This window comes from Cellulosimicrobium cellulans (assembly GCF_001722485.1).
Taxonomy (GTDB): Bacteria; Actinomycetota; Actinomycetes; order Actinomycetales; family Cellulomonadaceae; genus Cellulosimicrobium; species Cellulosimicrobium cellulans_A.
The window spans coordinates 15,034-30,620 of the sequence record NZ_LWGL01000022.1 but is presented as its reverse complement, the minus strand read 5'-3'; the positions used below and the strand labels follow the sequence as shown (position 1 = coordinate 30,620).

Sequence of the window (15,587 nt, the reverse complement as noted above, 5' to 3'; positions counted from 1 at the left end):
GAGCGCGTCGCCGCGCTGCACGAGCGCGCGGGCGCCGATCCGACGGGCCGCGGCGCGGGCACCGTCGTCAACCGCCCTGGCTGGGCGGCGCGCGAGACCGACGCGCTGCAGGCCGCCTGGTGGAGCGACCCCGCGGCGTTCCGCAAGGGGCGCGAGGCGATGCGCATCGCGATCGTCGAGCTCGACGGCGAGCCGCGCGGCTACGCCCGGTTCCGCCGCAGCCTCGCGTGGGAGCCCGAGGGCCCCCGCGGCACCGTGTCGGCGGGCGAGGTCGTGGCGCTCGACGCCGCCGCGGCACGCGCCCTGTGGGGCGTGCTCACCGACCTCGACCTGTCGCACGAGGTCACGCCGTTCATGATCCCCGTGGACGACGTGCTCACCCACCTGCTCGTCGACCCCCGCCCCGCGTCGCCGCGGCTCGCGGACAACCTGTGGGTGCGCCTCGTCGACGTCCCCGCGGCCCTCGCCGCGCGGCGGTACGCGGCGGACGTCGACGTCGTCCTGCACGTGCGCGACGCGCGGCTGCCCGGCAACGAGGGGCGCTGGCGCGTGCGCGCCGACGCGTTCGGCGAGGCGCGGGCGACCGGCACCGACGAGCCGGCCGACCTGTCGCTCGACGTGCGCGACCTCGGCGCGGCCTACCTGGGCGGCACCACGCTCGCGTCGCTCGCCGCGGCCGGGTTCGTCACCGAGCACGCGCCGGGCACGCTCGCGGCTGCGAGCGCCGCGTTCTCGTGGCCCGTCGCGCCGGTGTGCAGCTGGGTGTTCTGACGCACGCGCCGGGCCTGACGGCGGCGCCGTCAGGCCTGGCACACCCCGCACCGGTAGAGGTTGCGCCCGGCCAGCTCCTGGTGGAGGACCGGCGTCCCGCACACGCGGCACGGCAGCCCGTCGCGGTGGTAGACGTAGAACGCCTCGTCGGCCGGGACGGCGCCCGGCGCGCCGTCGGCGTTCTGGCGCACGCGCGCTCGCCGGCGTCCCGGGTCCGCCGCGACGTCGGGCGAGGGGGCACCGCCCGCGTCGCGGTCCTCGGGCCGCGTCGTGACGATCGCGCCCGTGCGGACCCCGTCGTGCATGAGGACGACGAGGTCGTCCCACAGATCGCGCAGGACCTCGGCCGGCACGTCGCGGCCCGGGCGCAGCGGGTCGAGGCGCGCGCGGAACAGCGACTCGGCACGGTAGATGTTGCCGACGCCGGCGACGACGTCCTGGTTCATGAGCAGCAGCCCCACCGGGCTGCGGGACCGGCGCACGCGCTCGACGAACACCTCGCGCGGGTCCGGCTCGCCCGGTCCGGCGTCCCGGATCGGGTCCGGCCCGAGCCGGGCCTCGACCGCGGCCTTCTCCTCGGCGGTGACCACCTCGCAGGCGGTCGGTCCCGTGAGGTCCGCGACGGCGTGCTCGCCGAGGAGGCGCACGCGCACGGCGCCGCGCGGGGCCGGCGGCGACCACGCGTCGTCGCGCTGTGCGGAGGCGGGCGGCTCCCCCGGCCCGGCGGCCGGCACGGTCTCGCGCTCGCCGATGCGGCGGCGCGGCGCGCCGATCGCGTGCACGACGGCGGTGCTCCCGTCGCCCGCGAACGTCCAGGCGCCGTAGAGGCCGAGGTGGACGCGCAGCCAGCGCACCTCCTCGCGCCCGGTCGCGGCGTCCGCCGCGAACCCGAGGAAGAGCTGCTTGCCCCACGCCTCGCTCGCGACGACGACGCGGCCGTCGAGCATCGCGGCGCCCGCCGCGAACCGGCCCTGCGGGCTGCTCACCGCGAGCGCCTCCCCCGTGAACAGCTCGCCGAGGGCGCGCGCGAGCCGGTGGACGGTGTGCCCCTCCGGCACGTCAGGCGGAGGCGCCGCGCGAGCGCTCGTACGCGGCGAGCTGGTCGATGCGGCGCTGGTGGCGCGCGTCGCCGCTGAACGGCTCGGCGAGGAAGGCGTCCACGAGCTCGACCGCCTCGTCCACGGAGTGCTGGCGCGCGCCCACCGCGACGACGTTCGCGTCGTTGTGCTGGCGGCCCAGGCGCGCGGTCTCGAGGTTCCAGGCGAGCGCGGCGCGGACCCCGACGACCTTGTTCGCGGCGATCTGCTCGCCGTTGCCCGACCCGCCGATGACGACGCCGAGGGATCCCGGCTCGGCGACGACGGCCTCGCCCGCGGCGAAGCAGAACGCGGGGTAGTCGTCGAGCGCGTCGTACTCGTGGGCGCCGTGGTCGACGACGTCGTGACCCGCGGCCTGCAGGTGCTCGACGAGGTGGGTCTTGAGCTCGTAGCCGGCGTGGTCGGAGGCGATGTGAACGCGCATGGGCACATCATGCCGCAGGAGGGCGACCTGCGGCCGGGGCGAGGTCGTAGCCTGAGACGCATGACTCAGACCTCCCCGACGTCCACGGCCGAGGGCGCCCGGCGCTCCGGCATCGACCTGTCCGCGCTCGACCCGGCCACGCGGCCTCAGGACGACCTGTACCGGCACGTCAACGGCCGCTGGCTCGCGACGCACGAGATCCCCGCGGACCGCGCCATGGACGGTGCGTTCCGTGCGCTGCACGACCAGGCGGAGCTCGACGTCCGGGAGATCATCACGGACCTCGGGAGCGCGGTCGCGTCGGGTTCCGCCGACGTCGGTGCCGACGCCGCGAAGGTCGGTGCGCTGTACGCGAGCTTCATGGACACCGACCGCATCGAGGCGCTCGGCACGACGCCGCTGCAGCCCGACCTCGCGCTCGTGCGCGACGCGTCCTCGCAGGCGGAGCTCACCGGCGCGCTCGGTGCGCTGCAGCGCACCGGTGGCGTGGCCGCCGTCGGCTTCTGGGTCGACAACGACGCGAAGGACCCCGAGCGCTACGTCGCCTACCTGCACCAGGCGGGCCTCGGCCTGCCCGACGAGGCGTACTACCGGGAGGAGCAGTACGCCCCCGTGCGCGAGCGGTACACGCCGCACGTGGCCCGCATGCTCGGGCTCGCGGGCATCACGCCCGAGGCCTGGGGCGTCTCCCCCGAGGAGGCGGCCGAGCGGGTCGTCGCCCTGGAGACGAAGCTCGCCGCCGAGCACTGGGACGTCGTGCGCGACCGCGACGCCGACCTCACCTACAACCCCCGCACGCTCGCGGCGCTCGCCGAGGAGGCGCCGGGCTTCGACTGGCGTGCGTGGGCGCTCGCGCTCGGCGCGCCCGAGGGGTCGCTCGACGACGTCGTCGTCCGCGAGCCCGGCTACGCCGCGGGCTTCGCCGCGCTCTGGCAGTCGGAGCCGCTCGAGGACTGGAAGCTGTGGATGGTCTACCACCTGGTGACCGCCCGGGCGCCGTACCTCACCGACGAGCTCGTCGAGGCGAACTTCGACTTCTACGGCCGCACGCTCTCGGGCGCCCAGGAGGTGCGCGAGCGGTGGAAGCGCGCCGTGTCCGTCGTCGAGGGCGCCCTCGGCGAGGCCGTCGGGCGCGAGTACGTCGCGCGCCACTTCCCGCCGGCGCACAAGGAGCGCATGGAGCAGCTCGTCGCGAACCTCGTCGCCGCGTACGACGAGTCGATCCGCTCGCTCGACTGGATGACGGAGGAGACGAAGGAGCGCGCGCTCGCCAAGCTCGAGGCGTTCACGCCGAAGATCGGCTACCCCGTGCGGTGGCGCGACTACTCGGCGCTCGTCGTCGAGCCCGACGACCTCGTGGGCAACGTGCGCCGCGCCCACGCGTTCGAGCAGGATCGCGAGCTGGGCAAGATCGGCAAGCCGCTCGACCGCGACGAGTGGTTCATGACCCCGCAGACGGTCAACGCCTACTACAACCCGGGCATGAACGAGATCGTCTTCCCCGCGGCGATCCTGCAGCCCCCGTTCTTCGACCCCGACGCGGACGACGCCGTCAACTACGGGGGCATCGGCGCGGTCATCGGGCACGAGATCGGCCACGGCTTCGACGACCAGGGCTCGAAGTACGACGGCGCCGGCCGCCTCGAGGACTGGTGGACGCCCACCGACCGGCAGGAGTTCGAGAAGCGGACCAAGGCGCTCGTCGCCCAGTACGAGGCGTACCGCCCCGCCCAGCTCGGCGAGGACGGCCCGCACGTCAACGGCGCGCTGACGATCGGCGAGAACATCGGCGACCTCGGCGGGCTGTCGATCGCGCTCAAGGCGTACCGGATCGCGCTCGGCCGGCCGCTCGCCGAGGCGCCGGTGGTCGACGGGCTCACGGGCATCGAGCGCGTCTTCCTCGGCTGGGCCCAGGTGTGGCAGGCCAAGGGCCGCGACGAGGAGGTCGTGCGGCGCATCGCGACCGACCCGCACGCCCCGAACGAGTTCCGCTGCAACGGCGTCGTCCGCAACGTCGACGAGTTCTACGAGGCGTACGACGTGCAGCCCGGCGACGCGCTGTACCTGGCGCCCGCGGAGCGCGTGCGCATCTGGTGAGCGGGACGCGGGGCTGAGCGGGACGCGGGGCTGAGCGGGACGCGGGGCGGTGCCGACGGCACCGCCCCGCGTGCTCGGACCGCGTCGTCGGACCGGGGCCCCGGCTCCGCGCCGGGCGGCGTCAGAGCGAGCGGATGCCCGCCTTCGCGACCGTGAACCCCTTGCCCGTGGCGTCGTCGCGGCACGTCATGCCCGTGTTGGCGCTGTCGCACGTGAAGCCGCCGACGGTGCGCGACTCCCCGTAGGGCAGCACCGGCACGTCGGCAGCGGCCGGCTGCGGCTGCTCGGACGTCGGCACGCACGGCTGGCGGACGCCGTCGGCGTCGAGCACCACCTGGTACCCGACCGCGCCCTCGCACCCGGCGACCGGGGCCGGCTGCGTCGCGAGCTCGGCGATCGAGCACGTGACGCCGACGTCCGTCATCTCGCACGTGATGTTCCGCGTCTCCGACGCGAACGTCTCGGTCACGGTGGGCGTCGGCTTCTCGGGAGCGGTGCCCTGCGTCGCGTCGGCGGACGGCCCGGCGACGCTCCCCGCCGGATCCCGGCCCTCGTCGCCGCCCAGGAGCGAGACCCCGAAGACGACCGCGCCGACGACGAGCTCGCGCGCATGGCGCGCGACTTCGCCGCCGAGCGCCGCGCCGCCGGACGCGTGGTCCCCGACGACGTCGCCCGCCTGGCCCCCGACGTCGCGACCGGTCCGACCGCAGCGGCGGACGCCCCCTCGCCGACCAGCACCGGAAGGAGCGCCTGATGCGCATCTTCGACCCCCACATCCACATGACGAGCCGCACGACGGACGACTACGAGGCCCTGTACGCCGCGGGCGTGCGCGCGCTCGTCGAGCCCGCGTTCTGGCTCGGGCAGCCGCGCACCAACGTCGGCTCGTTCCTCGACTACTTCGACTCCCTCCTCGGCTGGGAGCGGTTCCGGGCGGCGCAGTTCGGCATCCGCCACCACGCGACCATCGCCCTCAACCCCAAGGAGGCGAACGACGCGCGCTGCCGCGAGGTGCTCGACGAGATCCCGCGCTACCTGCTCAAGGACGGCGTCGTCGCGGTCGGCGAGGTGGGCTACGACTCGATGACGCCCGAGGAGGACGAGGTCTTCGCCCGCCAGCTGCAGATGGCGCGCGACGCCGAGCTGCCGGTGCTCGTCCACACGCCCCACCGCGACAAGCTCGCCGGCACGCGGCGCACGCTCGACGTCGTGCGCGAGTCGGGCGTCCCGTCCGAGCACGTGCTCGTCGACCACCTCAACGAGACGAACGTCGCGCTCGTGCTCGAGGCCGGGGCGTGGGCCGGGTTCTCGATCTACCCCGACACGAAGATGGACGAGGACCGCATGGTCGCGATCCTCCAGGAGCACGGCACCGAGCGGATGATCGTCAACTCCGCCGCCGACTGGGGCCGCTCCGACCCGCTCAAGACGCTCAAGACCGGGAAGGCGATGCTCGCCGCCGGGTTCTCCGAGGACGACGTCGACCAGGTCCTGTGGCGCAACCCCGTCGCGTTCTACGGGCAGTCGGGCAACCTCGTGCTCGACCCGGTGCCGGGCTTCGTCGAGGGCGACCTGCCGACGCCGGGCGTCGAGTTCGAGGGCTCGTCCGTCCTGCGCGGCGTCCGCGCCTGACCCGGAACCGCGTCCCGTCCCGTCCCGTCCTGACGAGCATCGGAGCCCCCACCGTGCTGCTGTCCTACTGCACCAACGTCCACCCCGCCGAGGACCTCGACGGCGTGCTCGACCAGCTCGCGCGCTACGCCGGGCCCGTGCGCGAGGCCGCGGGCCTCGACGTGCTCGGCGTCGGGCTGTGGCTGCCCGCCGCGCTCGCGCACCGCCTCGCGGGGTCGGCCGCCGACCGCGACCGCCTGCGCGCGGCGCTCGCGGAGCACCGGCTCCAGGTCCACACGCTCAACGCGTTCCCCTACGGCGGCTTCCACGAGGAGGTTGTCAAGCTCGACGTCTACACGCCGACGTGGGCGGACCCGGAGCGGCTCGCCTACACGCTCGAGTGCGCGGAGGTCCTCGCCGACCTGCTGCCCGAGGGCTCCGACGGCACCGCCGGATCGATCTCGACGCTCCCTCTGGGCTGGCGCGAGCCGTGGACGGAGGACGACGACGTGGCGGCGACGCGCGCGTTCGCGGAGCTCTCCGCGGGTCTGCGCGCGCTCGCGGAGCGCACGGGCCGCGTCGTGCGCGTCGCGGTCGAGCCCGAGCCGGGCTGCGTGCTCGACACGGTCGAGGACGTCGTGGCGTGGCTCGCCGCACGCACGGAGGACGACCTCCCGGAGGACCGGCGCATCGACCCCGAGCACGTGGGCGTGTGCCTCGACACGTGCCACCTCGCGGTGTCGTTCGCCGACCCGGCCGGCGCCGTGCGGCGCATCACGGACGCGGGGCTGCGCGTGGTCAAGGTGCAGGCGTCGGCCGCGCTGCACGTCGCGGACCCGTCCGACCCGGCGGCGCGCGACGCCGTCGGGCAGTTCTCGGAGAAGCGCTACATCCACCAGGTGCGCGAGCAGGCCGCGGACGGCGCCGTGCTCGCCGCCGACGACCTGCCGGACGCGCTCGGCGGCGGCCTGCCCGCGGCGGGCCCGTGGCGGGTCCACTTCCACGTGCCGCTGCACCACGAGCCGCAGGCGCCGCTCGCGGCGACGACGGACGTCCTGCGCGCGGCGGTCGCGGCCGTGGACGCGGCACCGCACGGCGCGGACGCGCACCTCGACGTCGAGACGTACACGTGGTCCGTGCTCCCCGAGGGGGCCGCCACCGACTCGCTCGTCGCCGGCATCGCGGCCGAGCTCCGCTGGGCGACCGCCCGCCTGCTGCCCGACGGCGCACCGACCCTCAGGAGGACCGCATGAAGCCCGTGCTGCTGCTCGACGTCGTCGGGCTCACCTCGACCGCGCTCGCGCACATGCCGCGCCTGCGCCAGCTCGCCGCCGGCGGCTGGCAGTCCGAGCTGCGCACCGTGCTGCCCGCCGTGACGTGCTCCGTGCAGTCCACGATGCTCACGGGCCTGAGCCCGGCCGAGCACGGCATCGTCGGCAACGGCTGGTACTTCCGCGGCCTCGGCGACGTCTACCTGTGGCGCCAGCACAACCGGCTCGTCGCGGGGGAGAAGGTGTGGGAGGCCGCGCGCGGCGCCCGCCCGGGCTACAGCGCCGCGAACGTGTGCTGGTGGTACGCGATGGGCATGACGACCGACGTCACCGTCACGCCGCGCCCGATCTACCACGCCGACGGCCGCAAGTCGCCCGACGCGTACGTGCGGCCCCCGGCCCTGCACGACGACCTGGTCGAGCGGTTCGGCGAGTTCCCGCTGTTCACGTACTGGGGTCCGACGGCGGCCATCGCGTCGTCGCGCTGGATCGTCGACGCGACCCGGCACGTCATGCGCACGCACGCGCCCGACCTCACGATGGCGTACGTCCCGCACCTCGACTACGACCTGCAGCGGTTCGGCCCGAACGACCCGCGTGCGGACGCCGCGGCCGCCGAGCTCGACGCGACGCTCGCCCCGCTGCTCGACGACTGCGCGAACCAGGGCGTCACGGTGCTCGTCGTCTCCGAGTACGGCATCGCCGACGTCGACCGCCCCGTCCACCTCAACCGCATCCTGCGGCGCGAGGGCCTGCTCGAGGTGTACGTCCAGGACGGCAAGGAGCAGCTCGACCCGTGGACGTCGCGCGCGTTCGCCGTCGCGGACCACCAGGTCGCGCACGTGTACCTCGGCGACCCGCAGGACACCGCGCTGCAGCGGCGCGTCGCCGACCTGCTGCGGTCGGTGCCCGGGGTCGACGAGGTGCTCGACCGCGAGGCCCAGGCCCGGTACGGGCTCGACCACGAGCGGTCCGGCGAGCTCGTCGTCGTCGCGGAGCCCGGTGCGTGGTTCACGTACTACTTCTGGCTCGACGACGCGCGGGCGCCCGAGTACGCGCGCGGCGTCGACATCCACCGCAAGCCCGGCTACGACCCGGCCGAGCTGTTCTTCGACCCGGCGGACCCGCTCGCCAAGGCCAAGGCCGGGATGAACCTCGTGAAGAAGAAGCTCGGCCTGCGCTACGCGATGAGCACCGTCCCGCTCGACGCGTCGTACGTGAGCGGCAGCCACGGGCGCCTGCCCGACTCGTCCGCGGACACGCCGCTCGTGCTGTGCTCGGACGCGGACGTCCCGGCGTCGGTCGCCGCGCTCGTCGAGGCCGACGGCGGCCAGGTGCCCGCCGCGGCGGTCAAGGGCCTCGTGCTGGAGCTGCAGGGGCTCGGCGCGCGCGTCTGACGCGCGCCGAGCCCGGCGGGTCCGACCGGACGCCTCGACGCCGTCAGCCGGCCGGCGTGAGCGCCAGGCGCTCGTCGAGCCAGTCGAACAGGCGCTCCTCGGTGAGGGCGCGCGCGAGGGGCTGGCAGTGCTGGTTCGCGCCCTCGGCAGCGGTGAACCGGACGAGCGCGGCGACGTCGGGGGCGAGCGCGGCGAGGCGCTCCGACTGGCCGGGCCAGAACTGCTCGTCCTCGGGGTCGGTGATCAGCAGCGGCGTGGAGATCCGGGCGGCGACGTCGCTCGCGTCGTACCTCCGGACCTCGCGCAGGGTCGCGGCGTAGCCGTCCGTGCCGTACGGCCGGGCGCGGAACCGCCACGTGCGGGCGGTCGCCCTCGACAGGCGCATGCCGACGCCCATGTCCCGGTCGAACGCGTGGTCGTCGCCCTTGTCGAGGAGCCTGAGCAGGCTCGCCGGGATCTCCTTCTCCCACGAGGCCGCGACGTCGACGACGCCCGGGTCCACGATGGCGGCCGCCGGCCGGTGCTCGAACGCGAGCGCCCGCGTGACCCAGTACCCCGCCTGGCTGATGCCGTAGACCGCCACGCGGTCGGCGTCGACGTCGGGGCGCTCCAGGACCGCGTCGAGCACCGGCGTGAGCACGGCCTCGAAGTCCGGGCGGAACGGCACGCCGTGCTCGAAGAGCATCGACTGCTGGCCCGGGCCGTCGAACACGAGCGCGTGGTAGCCGCGCGCGAGCGCGCCGTGCACGCACGCGCTCCACAGCGCCGGCAACGACCCGTCGGAGCCGTTGACCGCGACGAGCGTCGGGCGCGGCCCTGCGCCGGAGGAGCGGAACAGGTAGCCCGGCAGCGTCGTGCCCTCGTAGGGGATCGCGAGGCGCTCGACGTCGAGCCCCGCGGAGTCGACCCACCGGTCCCACGCCGCGCGGTGCTTGCGGAACGTGGGCACGAGCTGGTCGTCGGACTCGAGCGCCGCCACCGCGTCGACCGCGACGGCGTAGTACGTGGACGCGCGCAGCGACGCGGCGGCCGCGCTCGCCGCGTGCCCGGCCGCGGCGGAGGCGTCCGCCTGCGCGGCGAGGCGGTCGCCGAGCGCGTCCCACGCCGCGAACCGCGCCTCGTGGTCGGAGCCCTTGAGGCCGGAGACGGCGGCGAGGACCTCGCCGACGTCGGAGGCGCCGCTGTACGCGGCGCCCAGGACGGTGCGGATCTCGTAGTCGAGGTCGTGCTCGCCGGCGAAGCCGGCCGTGAACGGGTCGTGACGTGCCATGTCGTGCCCCTTCTCGTGGTCGTGCTCCGACAGGGACGGCCGAGGGCCGCCACCCCGGAGGGTGACGGCCCTCGGTCCGTCGTGCGAGGCGTCAGCTCACGAGCAGCTGAGCGCCTCGTGGTCGGCCCGGTACGTCGTGGTGACGTCCGCGCCGTCGATCTCGGCCGTGGCCTCGACCGTCACGGTCCCGGCCTCGACGGTCTCCGCCCGGACGGCGAACGCGTGGTAGGCGTTCTTGCCGTCCTTGACGTGGTTGAAGGTCCGGTCGCCGTACGCCGTCGACACCGCGACGTCGGCCCGCGCGCCGGACTCGTTGAGCACCCGGACCGCGACGTACGCCTTGCCGGCGAGGCAGCGGGACTGGGCGGTGACGGTCACGTCGACGGCCGCGTCGGACGTCGTGACGTCCACGGTCTGCCAGCGCTTCGCCGGCGTCGCGTTGTGCAGGTGGAGCAGCAGGAGCGTCCCGCTGCCCTCCTGCGCGACGGCCTCCGACCGGTGCACCGTCACGGGGGCGTCGTCCGCGCCGACGTAGAGCAGCTGGTCCGCGCCCTCGAACCAGTACGCCGGGTCGAACGGGTCGCCCGTGAACGTCTCCGTCACGTCGACGAGCTGGTCGGCGGCCGACGAGTACGGCGAGTACGTCCGCACCTGGAACGTCGGCTCCGTGCCCTCGTCGATCCCGAGCGAGCCGATGCCCACCGGGATGACGACGACGTTGTTGTCGAACACCGAGGTGTCGACGTCGCCCCACAGGGAGTTCACCGGCTGGAGGTCGACGTTGTCACCGGCCTCGTACTCGGTGCCGTCGGGCGCCGTCCAGTCCTTGAGGGTGAACGTCGCCGCGAGGGTCAGGTCGGTCTCGGCGTCGTACTTCATCACCGCGACCTCGAAGTCCGACGACCCGTCGGAGTCGACGTCCACCTCGACCGCGGGCATCGCGACCGAGCCGAGGCTCGCCCACGGCCCGTCGACCGCGACGCCGATGCCGATCGTGCCGTCGGCGGGGTCGCCGCCCGCGGCCGCCACCTGCGGCGCCGTCGAGGAGAAGCCGACCGCGCGCACGTCCGCCGACGCGATCGCCGACGCCGACGTGCCGTCGGAGGCGTCCGCCTCGAGCCGCGGGCTCGTGGTCTTCAGCTCGAACGGCGCGAGCAGCGAGAGCCAGCCGCCCGTGTCGACGCCGCGGCCGTCGAGGTCGAGCTCGGCCGTGGTGGCCTCGGCCGCGAACGCGACCGGCTTCGCCGTGAGGTCGCTGACCAGTCGCGGCGACGCCTGCACCGGGACGCGGAGCTCGGAGCCGCCGTCGGTCGGCGTGAGCACCACCCGGCCGCTGAGCGACGACGCGAAGTCGCGCGGGACCCCGACGCCCGAGTCGGGCGACGACGTCGGGTCGAGCTCCTTGGCGAGCGTCTCCGGGTCGGCGGTCAGGGTGACCGTGACGACCGTCTGCTGCCCGGCCGGGACGGTGACCTCGGCGGGCGCCACGGAGACCGTCGCGCCGCCCGCGGTGCTCGACTGCGTGAAGCCGGTCGCGTACGTCACGGGCGCGTCGCCGGTGTTGCGCACGGTCACGGTGTCGCGCAGCGTCACGGTGTCGGCACCGACGTCGACGACGCCGAACCCGAGCGAGACGCCGTCGGAGTCCTGCGACGCGTACGCGAGGGTCGTGTTCTCCACGGCCTGCAGCGCGTCCACGCGCCCGGACCCGACGCGCTCGGGGCCGTATGCGGTCCCGGAGCCGGACGGCCCGGTGAACACGTCGTGCGTCGCGGTGTTCATCACCGACGCCTTGACCTCCTGCGGGCCCCAGCCCGGCTGCGCCTGCTTGACCAGCGCGGCGATACCCGCGACGTGCGGCGTCGCCATCGACGTGCCGGACTTGATCCCGGCGGCGTCGAGACGGCCCGAGGCCGCGGACGCGATGCCCGTGCCGGGCGCCGCCACGTCGGGCTTCACCACGCCGAGCGAGCCGTGCACGCCGCGCGAGGAGCCGGAGTTGAGCGTGTCGCCGATCTCGGGGATCTGCACGAACTCGGAGAGGGCGTACGACGGGCCGATCGTCATCGTGACGCCGCCGGCCTCGATCGCCGGGCGCAGGGCGTCGTGGCTCGGGCCCGTGAGCTGCGCGCCGGGGATGCCCGCGTTGCCCGCGATCCCGGCGACGAACGACTGCAGCTCCGAGGACAGCAGGACGCCCACCGCGCCCGCGGCCTCGGCGTTGTTGAACCGCGCGGCGCTGCCGCACGCGCGCGTGGCGTCGTCGTCGTCCCACCACAGGAACGCGATCTTGCCGCTGACCGCCGCCGACTGCTCGGGCGTGAACGCCTCGCAGCCGTCGAAGTCGCCCGCGACGAACGCGACCTCGGCGGTCACGTCCTCGCCGCCCGCGTAGTCGACGGAGTTCTGCGCGGCGTAGGTGCCCGCGAGCTCCGCGGGCGCGGTGACCTCGACGGCGTCGAACGTCTGCGTGTCGCCGACCGAGTTCGCCACCGTCAGGGCGGTGCGGGCGTTGCCCGGCGAGCCGCCGACGTCCGTCACGTCGCCCGCGTTGCCGGACGCGATGACCGACAGCGTGCCTAGGCGCGAGAGCTGGTCGATGAACAGGTTCTCCGGGTCGTCGGCCGGGCTGCCGTCCGAGCCGAGGGAGAGGTTGACGATGTCGAGGCGGTCGGAGAGGTCGCCGTCCTGGTTCGGGTCGGCCGCCCACTCGAGCGCGTCGACGACGACGCCGGTCGAGCCGCCGAGGTCGCCGAACACCTTGAGCGAGTACAGGCCCGCCTCCGGGGCGGAGCCGGGTCCGACCTTCCAGTCGGAGATGTCGGTCAGCGTCGAGTAGTCGCCGCGGAACGTCTCGCCGTCGGCCGTGACGCCGTAGCCGGCGACGGTGCCGGCGACGTGCGACCCGTGGCCGGAGCCGATCGTGTCGAGCGAGTCGATGGGGTTCTCGTCGGGCGACGGGACGAGGGTCGTGCCCTCGACGGTGCCGGACGCGTCGTAGTCGTAGCCCGCGAAGTCGTGGCCGCCGAGGTACTTGAGCTCGTCGTACGTGCCCTCGGGGACCGGGCCGGCGCCGCGCTCGCCGTAGGCCTCGTCGTACGCCTCCTGCGTCCCCGGGCCGCCGAAGGCGGCGTGCGTGTAGTCGATGCCCGTGTCGATGACGCCGACGCGCACGCCCTCGCCGGTGAGGCCGGTGCTCTGCCACGTCTCCACGGCCCGCGTGAACGCGTCCGTGCCCTTGTTCGCGGGCTTCTTCGGGATGATGCGGTAGACCTTGACGACCTCGTCCTGGCGCGCGAGGTCGCGCACGCGGTCGGCGTCGCCGGTGACGACGACACCCGGCACGAGCGTGCTGGTCACGGACACCTGCTGCGGGCTGCGGGCCCCCGCGCTGCGCGCCGTCGCCTGCTCGGGGACGACGTCGTCCGCGAGCGTCGCGACGTCGGCCGCGTTGTCCTCGACCTCCTGCGGGCTGGCGCCCTGCGCGGCGAGGTCGACGCCCGACGGCGCGTCGAGCTCGACGAAGGCCGTGACGGTGCCCGCGGCGGAGGCGAGCGACGGGGCGACCTTGTCGAGCGGCTCGAGCGCCGCGTCGTCGCGGACGCTCGTGCCGGCGGGGTCGCCCGGCTGCGGTGCTGCGGCGGCGGGCAGCGCGCCCGCGGCGGCGACCGCGATCCCCGCGGCCGCTGCCGTCAGGGTCACTGGTAGAGAACGGTGCTTCATCGACACTCATTTCCCCGGTGGGACCGGATCTGGTGAAGGTTCGGGTCGGTTCCTTCCCTGGGGTCCGTGAACAGGTCGAACGACGCCCCCGTGGAACCGTAACCTCCGACCTGGCCGGTTGCCCAGGGACAGCATCGTTACGGTCCTGTTTCGCGACGGCCGTCGTCGCGCCGCGCTACGGTCGTCTGGAGCCCGGGCGCGCGCCCGGGGACCCGACGTCGAAGGAGCTCTCGCATGGCTACTCGTACCGCACGCACCGCCTGGAACGGCGGCCTCCAGGACGGCCAGGGCCAGGTCGAGCTGTCGAGCTCGAAGGTCGGCACGTACGACGTCTCCTTCCCGCGCCGCACCGCCGAGGACGCCGGGGGCGTCACGAGCCCCGAGGAGCTCGTCGCCGCCGCGCACTCCTCCTGCTACGCGATGCAGTTCTCCGGGCTGCTCGGCAAGGCGGGCGCCACGCCGGTCGCGCTCGAGGTGACGGCCGACGTCACGGTCGAGCCGGACCCCGCCGGCGGTCTGCAGATCACGACGATCGCGCTGACCGTCCGCGGCGAGGTCGAGGGCATCGACGAGGCCGGCTTCCTCGAGGCCGCCGAGGAGGCGAAGAAGACCTGCCCGGTCTCCAAGGCGCTCGCGAGCGTGCCGACGATCACGCTGGACGCGGCCCTCGAGAGCTGAGGCTCCCGAGGCGCGACGAGGCCCCGGCCTCCCGCCGGCGACAGCCGGTCGGGAGCCGGGGCTTCCGTCGTCCGTACGCCGGTCGAGCCCGGCGGCGGCCCGACCGCGGTCAGCGCGGCGTCAGCGCGGCTTCAGCGGCGGGGTCGAGGCGCCCGCGCCGTCGCGGATCCCGTCGACCAGCTCCGCGAGCGTGTCCTTCGCGTCGTGGGCGGGCGACCACCGCAGCAGCTCGCGCGCGAGCGTCTCGTCGAGCACGGGCACGCGCATCGCCATGTCGAGCCAGCCCTCGCCGACCGGGACGACGCGCGCGCGCCACCCCGCGGCGACGGCGGTGCGCGCCGTCCCGAAGGGCACGGTCCGCAGCGAACCGCCCGCCACGACGTCCGCGACGTCCTGCGCGGTCAGCACCCGCGGGTGGGCGATGTTGAACGGCCCGGGGTGGCGGCCGACGACGATCCGCACGTACGCGTCGGCGAGGTCGTCGGCGTGGACCACCTGCAGGCGCAGCCCGTCCGGGAGCGTCACGAGGGGCAGCGGCGCGCGGCGCACGACGGGCGTGCCGAACGGGCCGAGGAAGTACCGCGTGATCTCCGAGGCGGCGTCGCGCTGGAAGACGAGCGCGGAGCGCACGCGCGAGACGACGAGCCCCGTGTCGCGGTCGACCTCGTCGAGGAGGGACTCCACCGCCGCCTTGTCCTCGGCGTACGACGAGCCGGGCACCCCGTCGGCCGGCCACGCCTCGGAGACGGGCTCGTCGCGCCGCTCGCCGTACGGGGCGGGGGAGTAGGCGCCCACCGAGGACGCGACGACGAGGTGCTGCACGCCCGCGCGGATCGCGGCCTCGGCGACGCGCCGCGTGCCCTCGACGTTGACCCGCCGCAGGTACTCGCGCTGGTGGCTCGGCTGGATCGCCCACGCGAGGTGCACGACGACGTCGGCGCCGGCGAACGCGGCGTCGAGCCGCTCGTCCGCGTCTGGCGCGGCGACGTCCGCGTACCGCCACGTCGCCCGGTCGTGGGGGAAGCGCACGGTGCTCGACCCGTCGGCGCGCGGTACGCGGCGCGCCACGCCCACGACCGACGTCACGGTCGGCTCGTCCGCGAGCCGGCGCAGCACGGCCGTCCCGACGTTCCCGCTCGCCCCGACGACCACCACGCGCATGCGCTGCCTCCCGTTCCGCTCGTCCTGCCTGCCTGTGCCGACGCTAGCCCGCGCGGGGACGGTTCGCTCGGGCGGCGCCACGGCGAC

At 74.9% G+C, this 15,587-nt stretch carries 13 protein-coding genes; 7 read left to right on the top strand and 6 right to left on the bottom strand.

Annotation, left to right across the window (positions count from 1 at the left end):
- A partial coding sequence (locus JZ5iCDA_RS04575) for a sterol carrier protein domain-containing protein (RefSeq protein WP_171905296.1) occupies positions 1-771 on the top strand: 771 nt, incomplete at its 5' end.
- A gap of 29 nt (positions 772-800) precedes the next feature.
- Here JZ5iCDA_RS04575 and JZ5iCDA_RS04570 read toward each other — a convergent pair.
- On the bottom strand, positions 801-1,829 hold the full coding sequence (locus JZ5iCDA_RS04570; protein WP_069386074.1) for an Fpg/Nei family DNA glycosylase: 1,029 nt from the start codon (positions 1,827-1,829) through the stop codon (positions 801-803).
- A gap of 1 nt (position 1,830) precedes the next feature.
- Positions 1,831-2,292, bottom strand: coding sequence for a ribose-5-phosphate isomerase (locus JZ5iCDA_RS04565; RefSeq protein WP_069386073.1), 462 nt, complete (start codon positions 2,290-2,292; stop codon positions 1,831-1,833).
- Positions 2,293-2,352: 60 nt separating this feature from the next.
- Between JZ5iCDA_RS04565 and JZ5iCDA_RS04560 the strand changes: the two genes are divergently transcribed.
- A complete protein-coding gene (locus JZ5iCDA_RS04560) occupies positions 2,353-4,389 on the top strand; it encodes a M13 family metallopeptidase (RefSeq protein WP_069386072.1) in 2,037 nt (678 codons plus the stop codon).
- A 121-nt stretch (positions 4,390-4,510) separates the two neighbouring features.
- Here the strand turns inward: JZ5iCDA_RS04560 and JZ5iCDA_RS18740 are convergent, their stop codons facing one another.
- The gene (locus JZ5iCDA_RS18740; protein ID WP_069386071.1) at positions 4,511-4,858 is read right to left on the bottom strand and encodes a hypothetical protein; all 348 of its coding nucleotides are present in this window, start codon (positions 4,856-4,858) and stop codon (positions 4,511-4,513) included.
- A gap of 141 nt (positions 4,859-4,999) precedes the next feature.
- Between JZ5iCDA_RS18740 and JZ5iCDA_RS18290 the strand changes: the two genes are divergently transcribed.
- Genes JZ5iCDA_RS18290 through JZ5iCDA_RS04540 form a run of 4 tightly spaced genes read left to right on the top strand, consistent with a single transcriptional unit; the run spans position 5,000 to position 8,668 of the window.
- Positions 5,000-5,143, top strand: coding sequence for a hypothetical protein (locus tag JZ5iCDA_RS18290; RefSeq protein WP_216093403.1), 144 nt, complete (start codon positions 5,000-5,002; stop codon positions 5,141-5,143).
- Positions 5,143-6,021: a TatD family hydrolase gene (locus tag JZ5iCDA_RS04550; protein ID WP_069386070.1), complete on the top strand. Its 879-nt coding sequence runs from the start codon at positions 5,143-5,145 to the stop codon at positions 6,019-6,021. Before JZ5iCDA_RS18290 ends, JZ5iCDA_RS04550 begins: the two co-directional genes overlap by 1 nt.
- 53 nt (positions 6,022-6,074) lie before the next feature.
- A complete protein-coding gene (gene eboE / locus JZ5iCDA_RS04545) occupies positions 6,075-7,253 on the top strand; it encodes a metabolite traffic protein EboE (RefSeq protein ID WP_216093402.1) in 1,179 nt (392 codons plus the stop codon).
- Positions 7,250-8,668: an alkaline phosphatase family protein gene (locus tag JZ5iCDA_RS04540; protein ID WP_069386069.1), complete on the top strand. Its 1,419-nt coding sequence runs from the start codon at positions 7,250-7,252 to the stop codon at positions 8,666-8,668. The genes eboE and JZ5iCDA_RS04540 overlap by 4 nt, the downstream gene beginning before the upstream one ends.
- Before the next feature lie 43 nt (positions 8,669-8,711).
- On the opposite strand, the gene JZ5iCDA_RS04535 is transcribed toward JZ5iCDA_RS04540, so the two are convergent.
- Both JZ5iCDA_RS04535 and JZ5iCDA_RS04530 read right to left on the bottom strand, forming a co-directional pair.
- Positions 8,712-9,938 (bottom strand): alpha/beta hydrolase family protein, encoded by a 1,227-nt coding sequence (locus tag JZ5iCDA_RS04535; RefSeq protein ID WP_069386068.1) that lies wholly within the window; start codon positions 9,936-9,938, stop codon positions 8,712-8,714.
- Positions 9,939-10,034: 96 nt separating this feature from the next.
- Positions 10,035-13,640: a S8 family peptidase gene (locus JZ5iCDA_RS04530; protein ID WP_069386067.1), complete on the bottom strand. Its 3,606-nt coding sequence runs from the start codon at positions 13,638-13,640 to the stop codon at positions 10,035-10,037.
- 255 nt (positions 13,641-13,895) lie between these two features.
- On the opposite strand from JZ5iCDA_RS04530, the gene JZ5iCDA_RS04525 reads away from it, so the two are divergent.
- Positions 13,896-14,339, top strand: a complete 444-nt coding sequence (locus tag JZ5iCDA_RS04525; RefSeq protein ID WP_069386066.1) for an OsmC family peroxiredoxin — start codon at positions 13,896-13,898, stop codon at positions 14,337-14,339.
- A 120-nt stretch (positions 14,340-14,459) separates the two neighbouring features.
- Here JZ5iCDA_RS04525 and JZ5iCDA_RS04520 read toward each other — a convergent pair whose 3' ends face one another.
- Positions 14,460-15,500, bottom strand: coding sequence for an NAD-dependent epimerase/dehydratase family protein (locus JZ5iCDA_RS04520; RefSeq protein WP_069386065.1), 1,041 nt, complete (start codon positions 15,498-15,500; stop codon positions 14,460-14,462).
- Positions 15,501-15,587 lie beyond the last annotated feature (87 nt).

Bases quoted from the DNA above. Each gene is read 5' to 3' on its own strand.
- JZ5iCDA_RS04565 (WP_069386073.1), bottom strand. From the start codon at position 2,292: ATGCGCGTTCACATCGCCTCCGACCACGCCGGCTACGAGCTCAAGACC.
- JZ5iCDA_RS04560 (WP_069386072.1), top strand. From the start codon at position 2,353: ATGACTCAGACCTCCCCGACGTCCACGGCCGAGGGCGCCCGGCGCTCC.
- JZ5iCDA_RS18290 (WP_216093403.1), top strand. From the start codon at position 5,000: ATGGCGCGCGACTTCGCCGCCGAGCGCCGCGCCGCCGGACGCGTGGTC.
- JZ5iCDA_RS04550 (WP_069386070.1), top strand. From the start codon at position 5,143: ATGCGCATCTTCGACCCCCACATCCACATGACGAGCCGCACGACGGAC.
- JZ5iCDA_RS04540 (WP_069386069.1), top strand. From the start codon at position 7,250: ATGAAGCCCGTGCTGCTGCTCGACGTCGTCGGGCTCACCTCGACCGCG.
- JZ5iCDA_RS04535 (WP_069386068.1), bottom strand. From the start codon at position 9,938: ATGGCACGTCACGACCCGTTCACGGCCGGCTTCGCCGGCGAGCACGAC.
- JZ5iCDA_RS04525 (WP_069386066.1), top strand. From the start codon at position 13,896: ATGGCTACTCGTACCGCACGCACCGCCTGGAACGGCGGCCTCCAGGAC.
- JZ5iCDA_RS04520 (WP_069386065.1), bottom strand. From the start codon at position 15,500: ATGCGCGTGGTGGTCGTCGGGGCGAGCGGGAACGTCGGGACGGCCGTG.